This is a genomic window from Streptomyces sp. NPDC057280, from assembly GCF_042668605.1.
GTDB lineage: Bacteria > Actinomycetota > Actinomycetes > Streptomycetales > Streptomycetaceae > Streptomyces.
The window spans coordinates 178379-190751 of the sequence record NZ_JBHUYR010000007.1 but is presented as its reverse complement, the minus strand read 5'-3'; the positions used below and the strand labels follow the sequence as shown (position 1 = coordinate 190751).

The 12373-nt window shown below is 71.3% G+C and carries 11 protein-coding genes; 6 read left to right on the top strand and 5 right to left on the bottom strand.

All coding sequences use genetic code 11. The annotated features are described in order from the left end of the window. Nucleotides 1–22: 22 nt before the first annotated feature. The gene (locus ACFUO4_RS33220) at nt 23–1003 is read left to right on the top strand and encodes an NAD(P)H-quinone oxidoreductase (protein WP_079312750.1); all 981 of its coding nucleotides are present in this window, start codon (nt 23–25) and stop codon (nt 1001–1003) included. 9 nt (nt 1004–1012) lie between these two features. Here ACFUO4_RS33220 and ACFUO4_RS33215 read toward each other — a convergent pair whose 3' ends face one another. Beyond that, nucleotides 1013–1720, bottom strand: a complete 708-nt coding sequence (locus tag ACFUO4_RS33215) for a hypothetical protein (RefSeq protein ID WP_383491830.1) — start codon at nt 1718–1720, stop codon at nt 1013–1015. Between the two features lie 173 nt (nt 1721–1893). Between ACFUO4_RS33215 and ACFUO4_RS33210 the strand changes: the two genes are divergently transcribed. Further along, nucleotides 1894–2430, top strand: a complete 537-nt coding sequence (locus ACFUO4_RS33210) for a bacterial proteasome activator family protein (RefSeq protein ID WP_079312752.1) — start codon at nt 1894–1896, stop codon at nt 2428–2430. Between the two features lie 58 nt (nt 2431–2488). Here ACFUO4_RS33210 and ACFUO4_RS33205 read toward each other — a convergent pair whose 3' ends face one another. The 3 genes from ACFUO4_RS33205 to pdhA are packed head-to-tail and all read right to left on the bottom strand — an operon-like array spanning nt 2489 to nt 6087. Next, nucleotides 2489–3937 (bottom strand): dihydrolipoamide acetyltransferase family protein, encoded by a 1449-nt coding sequence (locus tag ACFUO4_RS33205; RefSeq protein ID WP_383491828.1) that lies wholly within the window; start codon nt 3935–3937, stop codon nt 2489–2491. A 10-nt stretch (nt 3938–3947) separates the two neighbouring features. Then, nucleotides 3948–4937, bottom strand: a complete 990-nt coding sequence (locus ACFUO4_RS33200) for an alpha-ketoacid dehydrogenase subunit beta (RefSeq protein WP_383491826.1) — start codon at nt 4935–4937, stop codon at nt 3948–3950. Between the two features lies 1 nt (nt 4938). After that, the gene (gene pdhA / locus ACFUO4_RS33195; protein WP_383491824.1) at nt 4939–6087 is read right to left on the bottom strand and encodes a pyruvate dehydrogenase (acetyl-transferring) E1 component subunit alpha; all 1149 of its coding nucleotides are present in this window, start codon (nt 6085–6087) and stop codon (nt 4939–4941) included. A 347-nt stretch (nt 6088–6434) separates the two neighbouring features. Here pdhA and ACFUO4_RS33190 point away from each other — a divergent pair, with 347 nt between their 5' ends. From ACFUO4_RS33190 to ACFUO4_RS33180, 3 genes are all read left to right on the top strand, one after another. After that, nucleotides 6435–7100, top strand: coding sequence for a response regulator (locus ACFUO4_RS33190; protein WP_383491822.1), 666 nt, complete (start codon nt 6435–6437; stop codon nt 7098–7100). A gap of 49 nt (nt 7101–7149) precedes the next feature. Continuing rightward, nucleotides 7150–7572, top strand: a complete 423-nt coding sequence (locus ACFUO4_RS33185; RefSeq protein ID WP_383491820.1) for a pyridoxamine 5'-phosphate oxidase family protein — start codon at nt 7150–7152, stop codon at nt 7570–7572. 92 nt (nt 7573–7664) lie between these two features. Continuing rightward, nucleotides 7665–8681 (top strand): phosphotransferase, encoded by a 1017-nt coding sequence (locus tag ACFUO4_RS33180; RefSeq protein ID WP_383491818.1) that lies wholly within the window; start codon nt 7665–7667, stop codon nt 8679–8681. Nucleotides 8682–8843: 162 nt separating this feature from the next. Here ACFUO4_RS33180 and ACFUO4_RS33175 read toward each other — a convergent pair whose 3' ends face one another. Next, on the bottom strand, nt 8844–10400 hold the full coding sequence (locus ACFUO4_RS33175; protein ID WP_383491816.1) for a protein kinase: 1557 nt from the start codon (nt 10398–10400) through the stop codon (nt 8844–8846). Between the two features lie 336 nt (nt 10401–10736). Here ACFUO4_RS33175 and ACFUO4_RS33170 point away from each other — a divergent pair, with 336 nt between their 5' ends. After that, nucleotides 10737–12353 carry a protein kinase gene (locus ACFUO4_RS33170; RefSeq protein ID WP_079310564.1) on the top strand — a complete coding sequence of 539 codons (1617 nt, stop codon included), beginning with the start codon at nt 10737–10739 and terminating at the stop codon, nt 12351–12353. Nucleotides 12354–12373 lie beyond the last annotated feature (20 nt).

The following is a 12373-nucleotide window of genomic DNA, read 5'->3' as shown; positions in this document are numbered from 1 at the left end:
ACCGAGGAGTAGCGTCGCCCCCATGCGTGCGATCACGATTCCCGAATCAGGTGGGCCCGAGGTGCTGACGTGGGACGAGGTCCCCGACCCGGTGCCCGGCGAGGGCGAGGTGCTGGTCGAGGTGGTGGCCAGCGCCGTCAACCGGGCCGACATCGTGCAACGGCAGGGCTTCTACGACCCGCCGCCCGGCGCCTCCCCCTACCCCGGCCTCGAGTGCTCCGGCCGGATCGCCGAGCTCGGCACCGGGGTGTCCGGCTGGACCGTCGGCGACGAGGTGTGCGCCCTGCTCTCCGGCGGCGGCTACGCCGAGAAGGTCGTCGTTCCGGCCGGCCAGCTGCTGCCGGTGCCCAAGGGCGTCGACCTGAAGCACGCCGCCGCGCTGCCCGAGGTGGCCTGCACGGTCTGGTCGAACGTGTTCATGATCGCCCACCTGCGCCCCGGAGAGACGCTGCTCGTGCACGGCGGCTCCAGCGGCATCGGCACGATGGCGATCCAGCTCGCGAAGGCCGTGGGTGCGAAGGTCGCCGTCACGGCGGGTACGAAGGAGAAGCTGGAGCACTGCGCGCGGCTCGGCGCCGACATCCTGATCAACTACAAGGAGCAGGACTTCGTGGCCGAGCTCAAGGCGGCCACGGACGGCGCGGGGGCCGACGTCATCCTCGACAACATGGGTGCGAAGTACCTGGACCGCAATGTCCGGGCGCTCGCCGTCAACGGCCGTCTCGCGATCATCGGCCTCCAGGGCGGCGCCAAGGGCGAGCTGAACATCGGCGCGCTGCTCGGCAAGCGCGCCGCCATCAGCGCGACCACCCTGCGCGCCCGTCCGCTGAGCGAGAAGACGGCGATCGTGGCGGCCGTGCGCGAACACGTCTGGCCCCTGCTCGAGGGCGGTCACATCCGGCCGGTCGTCGACCGCGAACTGCCGATGAGCGACGCGGCGGCGGCCCACCGGGTGGTGGAGGAGAGCGGGCACGTGGGGAAGGTGCTGCTGGTCGTGGGGTAGCCCCGGTCGTCAGGCGCGGCGCAGCCGCACCCCGAGCAGGGCGAGCCCCAGGCCGAGCCCGATCAGCACCAGTCCGCTGCCGAGCGGCAGGATGCGCAGAACGGGCTCGGTGGCCGGCCCTTCCTCGCCGACGGCCTGCCCGACCGGCCGTCGCGGGGCCTCCGGTACGGCCGTGGCGGTGCCGCCGGTCGCCCGGCTCGCCCCTTCCTCCGTCACGCCGTCGTCGGCGTTGCCTTCGTCCGGCGCCCCGGAGTCCTGACGTTCCCCGTCCTCATCCGCACCGGCGTCGGCACTCGCCTCCGCCGCTGCCTCCGTCTCCGCTGCCTCGGCGTCCTCCTGGCGTCCGGGCCGCTCCCGCCCCTCCCCCGCGCTGCTCCCGGCCCGGGACGGCCCGGTGCGCGGGACGACCGGCTGTCCGGGGCGCGGCGGTGCGGCGGAGGGCCGTGGTGACGCGGTTCCCCGGGGGCTGTCGGGTACGGCGGTGGCGGCACCATCGGTGGGACGTTCGGCGGGACGTCCCGTGGAGGCCGTCGCACCCCCGCGCCCTTCTCCTCGCTCGTGCCGCTGCCCCGCGGGGGAGCTCGCCGCGACGGACGTGTGCACGCCCGGCGTCGGACCGGCGGGCGCGGCCATCACGTCGTACGGCAGCAGCGCCGCGCTCGCTCCCAGGGCGATCAGCAGTCCCGTCGTGCGCACGGTGCGCAGCCATCCCGTCACAGCACCAGCGTCACATCACCCCGCGATTCCGGCATCACGGGTACCGCCGCCGGGTCGAAGCGGCCGCACCATCGCCTCTGCGGCTGACGGAATCCTGCGCCCCGTAAACGGTGGATCACCCTCCACCGGGGGCACCCCAGTGATGAGGTGTACGGGTGCGAGAGAATGGCGGCATGGAGATGCCGAGGAACGAACGGTCGTCCGAGCAGCCGCAGATTCTGGTCGTGGGCCAGGACGGGATGGCGCTCGGCGGCACCGGGGACGAGGACTCCCGCGAGCTTCCGGTGACGGACATGGTGGAGCAGCCCGCCAAGGTCATGCGGATCGGCAGCATGATCAAGCAGTTGCTGGAGGAGGTGCGCGCGGCTCCTCTGGACGAGGCCAGCCGGGTCCGGCTGAAGGAGATCCACCGGAGCTCGGTGAAGGAGCTGGAGGACGGGCTGGCGCCGGAGCTGGTCGAGGAGCTGGAGCGGCTCTCCCTGCCCTTCACGGAGGGGGCGACCCCGAGCGACGCCGAACTGCGGATCGCGCAGGCCCAGTTGGTCGGCTGGCTGGAGGGCCTCTTCCACGGGATCCAGACCACGCTGTTCGCCCAGCAGATGGCCGCGCGGGCCCAGTTGGAGCAGATGCGCCGGGCGCTGCCGCCGGGCGTGGGGCACGAGGGCGAGGACGGGCACCCGGGCGGCCGCTCCGGCGGGCCGTACCTGTAAATCCCACGAGAGCGACAAGGGGCCGGCGTCAGCGGACGCCGGCCCCTTCACTCATGTCTCACGCCCAGGTGATCAGCCGCTTCGGCTGCTCCAGGATCGCCGCCACGTCCGCGAGCACCTTGGAGCCCAGCTCCCCGTCCACCAGGCGGTGGTCGAAGCTGAGCGCCAGCGTGGTGACCTGACGCGGCTTCACCTTGCCCTTGTGGACCCACGGCTGGAGCTTGATCGCGCCGACCGCGAGGATCGCGGACTCCCCGGGGTTGAGGATGGGGGTGCCGGTGTCGACGCCGAAGACGCCGACGTTGGTGATCGTCACCGTGCCACCCTGCATCGCGGCCGGGGAGGTCTTGCCCTCGCGCGCGGTCGCCACCAACTCGCCGAGCGACTCGGCCAGTTGCGGCAGCGTCTTGGTGTGCGCGTCCTTGATGTTGGGGACGATCAGGCCGCGCGGGGTGGCCGCGGCGATGCCCAGGTTCACATAGTGCTTGAGCACGATCTCCTGGTTGGCCTCGTCCCAGGACGCGTTGACCTCGGGGTTGCGCTTGATCGCGACCAGCAGGGCCTTGGCGATCAGCAGCAGCGGGTTGACCCGCAGCCCCTGCATGTCCTTGTCCTGCTTGAGCTCCTCGACCAGCTTCATGGTCCGGGTCACGTCGACCGTCACGAACTCCGTGACATGCGGCGCCGTGAACGCCGAGCCGACCATGGCCGCAGCCGTCGCCTTGCGGACGCCCTTGACCGGGACGCGGGTCTCGCGCGCGGTGTCGTACGTCGGCACGGACGCGGGGACGGGCGTCCGGGCGGGTGCCGGTGCCGCGGCAGTCTCCGGTGCCGGTGTGGCCTCCGGTGCCGGGGCCGCCGCCGCGTGGACGTCCTCGCGCGTGATGATGCCGTCCGGGCCGGTCGGGGTGACCGTCGCCAGGTCGACGCCGAGGTCCTTGGCCAGCTTGCGCACCGGCGGCTTGGCCAGCGGGCGCTCCGTGGCCACCCGTGCGGCGGGCGCCACCGGTGCGGCAGGCGCCACCGGTGCGGCGGGACCGTGGCCGTTCAGCTCGGTCTGGATCGCCGTCGAGGCCTCCTGGACCGGGATCTGGGGGCCCTTGCGGGGGCGGCGCTTGGTCGAGGACGCGGCGACGCCGTAGCCGACGAGGACGGGCTGGCGGCCCTCGGGCTTCTTCTCGGGCTCGGTGGTGGGCTCGGCTGCGGGTGCGGCCGCGGCTGCCGGTGCCTCGGCGGGGGCCGCCCCGCCCGAGACGTCCACGGCGATGATCGACGTGCCCACGTCGACCGTGGTGCCCTCGGGGAAGTGGAGTTCCCGGACGACACCGTCGTAGGGGATGGGCAGTTCGACGGCCGCCTTGGCGGTCTCGACCTCGCACACCACCTGGCCGTCGGTGACCTTGTCACCGGGCTGCACGTACCACTTGAGGATCTCGGCCTCGGTGAGGCCCTCGCCCACGTCGGGCATCTTGAACTCGCGTACGGACGCTTCCGTCATCGTCGTCACGACCCTCTCCTCAGTACGCCAGGGCACGGTCGACGGCGTCGAGCACCCGGTCCAGGCCCGGCAGGTACTCCTCCTCCAGGCGGGCCGGCGGGTACGGGGCGTGGTAGCCGCCGACCCTGAGCACCGGGGCCTCCAGGTGGTAGAAGCAGCGCTCCGTGATGCGGGCGGCGATCTCGGCGCCCGAGCCGAAGAACACCGGCGCCTCGTGGACCACGACCAGGCGGCGGGTCTTCTCGACCGAGGCCTGGATCGCGTCGAAGTCCAGTGGGGAGACCGAGCGCAGGTCCAGGACCTCCAGGTTCCGGCCCTCCTCGGCCGCGGCGTCCGCGACCTCCAAGCAGGTCTTCACCATCGGTCCGTACGCCACCAGCGTCAGATCCGTGCCCTCACGGACCACCCGGGCCTTGTGGAGCGGGCCGGGGATGGCCTCCGTGTTGACCTCGCCCTTGTCCCAGTAGCGCCGCTTGGGCTCGAAGAAGATCACCGGGTCGTCGCTCTGGATGGCCTGCTGCATCATCCAGTACGCGTCGGAGGAGTTGGACGGCGAGACGATCTTCAGGCCCGCCACGTGCGCGAAGAGCGCCTCGGGCGACTCCGAGTGGTGCTCGACCGCGCCGATGCCGCCGCCGTAGGGGATGCGGATGACGACCGGGAGCTTGACCTTGCCCAGCGAGCGGGCGTGCATCTTCGCGAGCTGGGTGACGATCTGGTCGTAGGCCGGGAAGACGAAACCGTCGAACTGGATCTCCACCACGGGGCGGTAGCCGCGCAGGGCGAGGCCGATCGCGGTGCCGACGATGCCGGACTCGGCGAGCGGGGTGTCGATGACGCGGCTCTCGCCGAAGTCCTTCTGCAGGCCGTCCGTCACCCGGAAGACGCCGCCGAGCTTGCCGACGTCCTCGCCCATGACGAGGACCTTGGGGTCGGCCTCCAGGGCGCGGCGCAGCGATTCGTTGATCGCCTTGGCCAGAGCCATGGTCTTGGAAGTCTCGGTCGCCATGTCAGGCCCCCTCTCCGTCAGCGAACGACGCCTGGTAGGCGGCGAACTGGGCTCGCTCCTCGTCGACCAGCGCATGTCCGTCCGCATACGCGTGCTCGAAGATGGCGAAGTGGTCCGGGTCCGGCATGGCACGGACCGCTTCGCGCACTCGCCTGCCCAACGCCTCGCTCTCGGCCTCGAGTTCCGCGAAGAATCCCTCGTCCGCGTGGTTTGAGGCCTCCAGGTACCGGCGAAGGCGCAGGATCGGGTCCTTGGCCTCCCAGGACTGGCGCTCCTCGTCACCGCGGTAGCGGGTGGGGTCGTCGGAGGTGGTGTGGGCGCCCATCCGGTAGGTGAACGCCTCGACCAGGGTGGGGCCCTCGCCGGCGCGGGCGCGCTCCAGCGCCCACTTGGTCACCGCGAGGCAGGCCAGCACGTCGTTGCCGTCGACGCGGACGCCGGGGAAGCCGAAGCCTTGGGCGCGCTGGTAGAGCGGGACGCGGGTCTGCTTCTCGGTCGGCTCGGAGATCGCCCACTGGTTGTTCTGGCAGAAGAACACCACCGGCGCGTTGTAGACCGCGGAGAAGGTGAACGACTCGGCCACGTCGCCCTGGCTGGAGGCGCCGTCGCCGAAGTAGGCGATGACCGCACTGTCCGCGCCGTCCTTGGCGACGCCCATCGCGTAGCCGGTGGCGTGCAGCGTCTGGGAGCCGATGACGATCGTGTAGAGCTGGAAGTTGCTGCTGTTGGGGTCCCAGCCGCCGTTGTTCACGCCGCGGAACATGCCCAGCAGGTTCTCCGGCGGGACGCCGCGGCACCATGCGACGCCGTGCTCGCGGTAGGTCGGGAAGACGTAGTCGTCCTCGCGGGTGGCGCGGCCCGAGCCGATCTGGGCGGCCTCCTGGCCGAGCAGCGACGCCCACAGACCCAGCTCGCCCTGGCGCTGCAGGGAGGTGGCCTCGGCGTCGAAACGGCGGGTGAGCACCATGTCGCGGTACAGACCGCGCAGCTCATCAGGGGTGATGCCGGCGACGTACTTGTCGTACGCGGCGTTCTTGACGCGCTTGCCCTCGGGCGTCAGCAGCTGAACCAGTTCGGGCTCGGTGCTCGGGGACTTCCTGGTCCCGGCGCTGCGTCGCGGCTTGCGCGCGGCAGTGCTCTCCACGGTCACGTGTGCTCCTCCGTCGGTCCGGCATCCCGGGTTCGCCGGGTGCCAGTGCGGCTCACCTGAGGCCCTGCCGACGCACGGGGTGGGTGCGGACCGGTCGGGATCAGGCGTGACAAGGTGCCCCGGCGAGCGCCCTGCAAAAGGCACGTTACCCAGTGCTGCACAATTCTGTGAAACCCCTCCTGACCTGCGATTTTGCTTGGATTTCCAAGTAATTCGATGCTTGGATTTCCTAGTAGATCGCGCAATCGGGAACAGCCGCTGGTCACAGCCTTGCAGGAGGCCGGAGCAACGGCACGTTATCCCGGCTACCCAGGTCACCGGAAGACTTTCTGTGTTTGACTTGCCGCGTGCGCGAAGACGGAAAAATCACCGTATTCCTTCTCGATGACCATGAGGTGGTCCGTCGAGGCGTCCATGAGCTGCTCTCGGTCGAGGACGACATCGAGGTGGTGGGCGAGGCCGGTACGGCGGCCGACGCGCTGGTGCGGATCCCGGCCACCCGGCCCGACGTCGCGGTCCTCGACGTACGGCTGCCGGACGGCAGCGGCGTGGAGGTCTGCCGGGAGATCCGGTCGCGGGACGAGGACATCAAGTGCCTCATGCTGACCTCCTTCGCCGACGACGAGGCCCTCTTCGACGCGATCATGGCGGGCGCCGCCGGATACGTCCTCAAGGCCATCCGCGGCCATGAGCTGCTGTCGGCCGTACGGGACGTCGCGGCCGGCAAGTCCCTGCTCGACCCGGTGGCCACCGCGCGCGTGCTGGAGCGGCTGCGGGACGGCGGCACCGCCAAGGGCGACGACCGGCTCGCGCACCTCACCGACCAGGAGCGCAAGATCCTCGATCTGATCGGGGAGGGCCTCACCAACCGGGTGATCGGTGAGCGGCTGCACCTGGCCGAGAAGACGATCAAGAATTACGTGTCGAGTCTGCTGTCCAAACTCGGGATGGAGCGACGCTCCCAGGCGGCGGCGTACGTGGCGCGCATGCAGGCGGAACAGCAGCGGCATTGAGGACCAAAGACCTCTGCACTCCGAGGCGCCGAGGTCCGACATTGGTTACATGCCCTCCGACGAACAGCTCGCCGTCGACCTGCTCGCCCGCACCGACTACGGCCGGGTGGCCACCAGCATGCGCGCGCTGCCCTTCCTCGCCTTCGCCCGGCACGTCGTGGCCGACGGCCGGGTCCTGCTGCGGCTGCCGGCGAACGTCGGCTACCACCGGGCGTGCGTCGGCCATGTCGTCGCCTACGGCGCGGACAACCTGAGCTCCGCCCGGCCGGGCGAGGGGCTCTGGTCGGTGCAGGTGGTCGGCGCGTGCACGCAGCACGAGCCGACGCCCGCCGAACTCGAACGGTTCGGCCCCGCACCCCGCGTCGTCGACGGCAAGCCGTACGAACCCGTCTATCTGCGCGTCGAGCCGCAGTTCGGGAGCGTGCACTCCACCGACGGCGCCCTGGAAAGTCACTTCGCGCACATGCCGTGATCGAATGCGACTGTCTGTGACAACGCCCAGCTCACGGCCCCGTCGCGTGCCCTAGCATCTGGCGCGTGCCGCGCCCTTGTGTACCACCCCTCATGCCCCACGCGCCCCCGCTGAGCGCCCTGTTGAGCCAGTACGCCGCCGGGTCCGCCGTCGCCTGCGAACCCGTCGAACAAGGGCTGCTGAACCGCGGCTACCGGCTCCGCACGACCCGCGGCCGCTACTTCCTCAAGCACCACTTCGACCCCGACACCGCCGACCCGGCCGCCATCGAGCGCCGGCACCGCGCCACCCAGCGCCTGGCCGCCATCGGCGTCCCCGTGGCCCCTCCGCTGGCCGGCCGCGACGGCCGTACGGTCGCGGTCGTCGGCGGCCACGCCTACGCCCTGCACCCCTGGATCGAGGGCCGGCACCGCCACGGCGGCCAGCTCACCCCGGACCAGTGCGCACGGCTCGGGGCGCTGCTGGGGGCCGTGCACGCCGCCCTGGAGCGCGTCATGCCGCCCAAGGGGCGCACCCGCCCCGCCACGAGCCCCCACCCCGTCCGCAGCGCCGACCCCGGCGCCACGTTCGCCCTCATCGACGAGCTCCTCACGCGCGTGCGCCGCCACCGCCCCGCCGACTCCTTCGACGAACTGGCCCGCCACCGCCTCCTGGAGCGCCGCGCCCTGCTGGAGCAGCACGCCCACCGGCGGCCGCCGAACGGGGCCCGCGTGGGCTGGGTGCACGGCGACTTCCACCCCTTCAACCTGCTCTACCAGGGGGACGCCCCCGCCGCGATCGTCGACTGGGACCGGCTCGGCGTGCAGCCCCGCGCGGAGGAGGCCGTACGCGCCGCCGCGATCTTCTTCGTACGGCCCGCGGGGGCGCTCGACCTGCCGAAAGTGCGGGCGTACGCGCGCGCGTACCGGCGCGCGGCCGGGGCCACGCCCTCGGAGCTGGCGGCGGCCGTGCACCGGGTGTGGTGGGAGCGGCTCAACGACTTCTGGATGCTGCGCTGGCACTACGAGCGCGGCGACACCCGCGCGGACCCCCAGTTCCCGGCCGCGTCGGCGCTGGCGGTGTGGTGGACGCGGGAGTACGAGACGGTGTGCGACGCGTTCGCGGGATGAGGACCGCGGAGAACCACGGAGGGCCACGGAGGACCACCGGGCCCGGGAAAAAGGTGCTCGGGAAGCAGCACGCGCGCGTACGGTCCGTCTCCGGTCCGCACGCGCGCGCAGGTCGCAGGCCACCAGCCGAGGTCACAGGCCCCCGGTCGGCAGGCCAGGCCTTCAAGTGCCGTCGGGGTCGCCCGTGTCGCCGCCGCTCGTGTCCGTGGGCTCCGCCGTGGCGGTCGGCTCGGCGGTGTCCGTCGGCTCGTCCGTCGGCTCCTCGGTCGTCGGCTCGTCCGTGGGCTCCGTCGCCGTGTCCGAAGGTGTCGCCGAGGGCGTGTACGAGGGCTGCGACGACGGCGTCCAGGAGGTGCCGCCGTTGCTCGTGCCGTCGTTGGTCTGCTCCTCGGTGGCCTCGTCCGTCGGCTCGTCGGTCGGCGACTCGCTGGCGGTCTCGTCGTCCTTGGTCTGCGAGGTGGTCGGCGACTGCGTGGTGCCGCCCCCGCCGCCGTTTCCGCCGCCGCCGTTCAGCGCCAGCGCGACGCCCGCCGCGATGGCGATCACCGCGAGGACGGCGAGGATCCACAGCTTGCCGCGACCGCTGCCCCGGTTGCCGTGCCCCTCGAAGCCGCCGTCGTCCCCGCCGTAGCCCTGGTGGGGCAGGATCGGCTGCGGGATCTGGGTCGTACCCGAGGCGCCGGCGTCCGGGTGCCCCATGACGGTGGTGTTCGCGAAGCCCGCGGCCGGGGTGTGCCGGCCCTCGTGCATCGCGACCGGCCCGGTGTTCCAGGTGCCGGTGTGGCCGCCCTGCTCGTAGAGCATCTGCAGCCCGTACTGGACGAGCCCGCGCATCTCCTCGGCCGTCTGGAAGCGGTCGTCCGGCTCCTTGGCGAGCGAGCGCATGACCAGGCCGTCGAGCTCCGGAGGCGTGGCGTCGGAGACCTCGGAGGGCGGCGTCGGGATGTCCTGGACGTGCTGGTAGACCACCGACAGCGGGGTCTCACCCGTGAACGGCGGGCGCAGGGCCAGGAGTTCGTAGAGCAGACAGCCCGTCGCGTACAGGTCGGAGCGGTGGTCCACCGCCTTGCCGAGGGCCTGCTCCGGCGACAGGTACTGGGGCGTGCCCATGACCATGCCGGTCTGCGTCATCGTGGACTGCGCGCCGTGCAGGGCGCGGGCGATGCCGAAGTCCATCACCTTGACGGCACCGTTGTTGGTGATGATGACGTTGGCCGGCTTGATGTCGCGGTGCACGATGCCGTGCTGGTGCGAGTAGGCGAGCGCCTCCAGAACCCCGGAGACGATGATCAGGGCCTGCTCGGGGCCCGGCGCCTCGGCGTTGATCAGCAGATCACGGATCGTCCGCCCCTCAACGATCTCCATGACGATGTACGGAACGGCCTGGCCGTTCACATGGTCCTCGCCGGAGTCGTACACGGCGACGATCGCGTGGTGGTTGAGACCGGCGACCGACTGGGCCTCGCGCGTGAAGCGGGCCTTGGAGACCGGGTCCTCGGCGAGGTCGGCGCGCAGCAGCTTGACCGCGACGGTGCGGCCCAGCCGTACGTCCTCGGCGGCGAACACCTCGGCCATGCCGCCGCGGCCGAGTCTGTGCGTCAGTCGGTAACGGCCGTCGCCGACCAGTCCGCCGTTACCCCACAGCTCCGGCGCATCTGACATTCCGCCGCCAGTCGCCTCGGGGTCGGACGGGCCCTGGGCGCGCTGCTGCTGTGCCATCAGTCCTCGCCGTCGTTTCTGCCCGCGGTGCGCGCGGTGTTGTTACGGTCTCCGTCGGCCACGCTACAGCCTCCGCGCAAGCCTCCGGTCCGGGATGCGCCCGGGGGCCGGTCCGAGACGGACCGGTCATCAAAGCGGTAGCACGCGCTGTCGTGCAAATTCTGTGTACCGGCCGTACGGCCGCTGTAACGCTTCCGCGACGCTTCTTTCGCGTACGGTCACGGAACGGGCACCCGGCTTGACCTGTCAGTGCCGTGGGGCAGACTTGGCCGGGAATGAGCCATTCGATCAACGACAGTCGGGCCGGCGCCTGATGGCCGATGGGGGACGCGGAAGATGAGCCAGGACGGCGCACAGGGCCGGTACGCGGGGCGGGCGCTCGCCAACAACCGCTATCAGCTGCGCGACTTGCTCGGCGAAGGCGGCATGGCCTCGGTGCACCTGGCGCACGACACCATGCTGGACCGCCCCGTCGCGATCAAGACGCTGCACACCGAGCTGGGCCGGGAACAGGCCTTCCGCGAGCGGTTCCGCCGCGAGGCCCAGGCGGTGGCCAAGCTCACGCACACCAACATCGTCTCGGTCTTCGACACCGGCGAGGACACGCTCGACGGGTCGACGATGCCGTACATCGTCATGGAGTACGTCGAGGGCCGGCCGCTGGGCTCGGTGCTCGACGAGGACGTACGGCAGTTCGGCGCGATGCCCGCCGACAAGGCGCTGAAGATCACCGCGGATGTGCTGGCGGCCCTGGAGATCAGCCACGAGATGGGCCTGGTCCACCGCGACATCAAGCCGGGCAACGTGATGATGACCAAGCGCGGCGTGGTCAAGGTGATGGACTTCGGCATCGCGCGCGCCATGCAGTCGGGCGTGACGTCGATGACGCAGACCGGCATGGTGGTCGGCACCCCGCAGTACCTCTCCCCCGAGCAGGCCCTCGGCCGTGGCGTGGACGCCCGTTCCGACCTCTACTCGGTCGGCATCATGCTGTTCCAACTGGTCACCGGGCGGCTGCCGTTCGAGGCGGACTCGCCGCTGGCGATCGCGTACGCGCATGTGCAGGAGGAGCCGGTGGCGCCCTCCTCGATCAACAGATCGCTGCCGCCGGCCGTGGACGCGCTGGTCGCCCGCGCCCTGAAGAAGAACCCGAACGAACGGTTCCCGAGCGCCGAGGCCATGCGCGACGAGTGCCTGCGGGTGGCGGCGTCCTTCCAGGCGGCGCCGCCCAGCATCGTCCCGGGCGCGCAGACCGCGAGCGGTGCCGGTGTCGGCTCGGCGGTGTTCCCGCCGGTCGGCCAGACGCCCCCGCCGCCCACGAACAACGTCCAGACCCCGTACCAGCCGGCCCCGACGCCGAACCCGTACGGCACCCCGACCCCGGCGCCCGCGTACGGCTACCCGCAGCAGGCCGGCTACCAGACCCCGGCGCCGAACGCGTACGCGTCGACCCCGCCGCCGTACAACATCACGCCGCAGCAGGCTCCCGCGTCATCGGGCGGCGGCGGCAAGAACAACAAGCCCGTGATCCTCGGCTCGATCATCGTCTCGGTCATCGCGGTCGGCGGCCTCATCGCGGCCCTGCTGATGAACGGCGGCTCGGACGACGACGCGAAGGGGAGCGACGGGGCGAGCACGTCGGCTTCTTCTCACCCGACGGGATACCGGACGGGTGACGCGACCCGGACGGTCGAGAAGACCGAGTGCACCGAGCCGCAGGAGTCGTACAACGACCCGGACAAGGTCGAGATGCCGGACTTCCAGTACAAGAACTGGGACTCGGTGCTCGAGTGCCTGAAGGCTGCCGGCTGGCACTACGACCCGAATCCCGTGGATGAGAACACCTGGGGCGAGGGCACCGTGATGAAGCAGTTCCCCAAGGCGGGTACGGATTTCGATCCGAAGGATCCGCCGGAGATGCAGTTCGACGTGTCGTCCGGCAACCCGGCGTGATCCGGAACCTCCTTGCACCT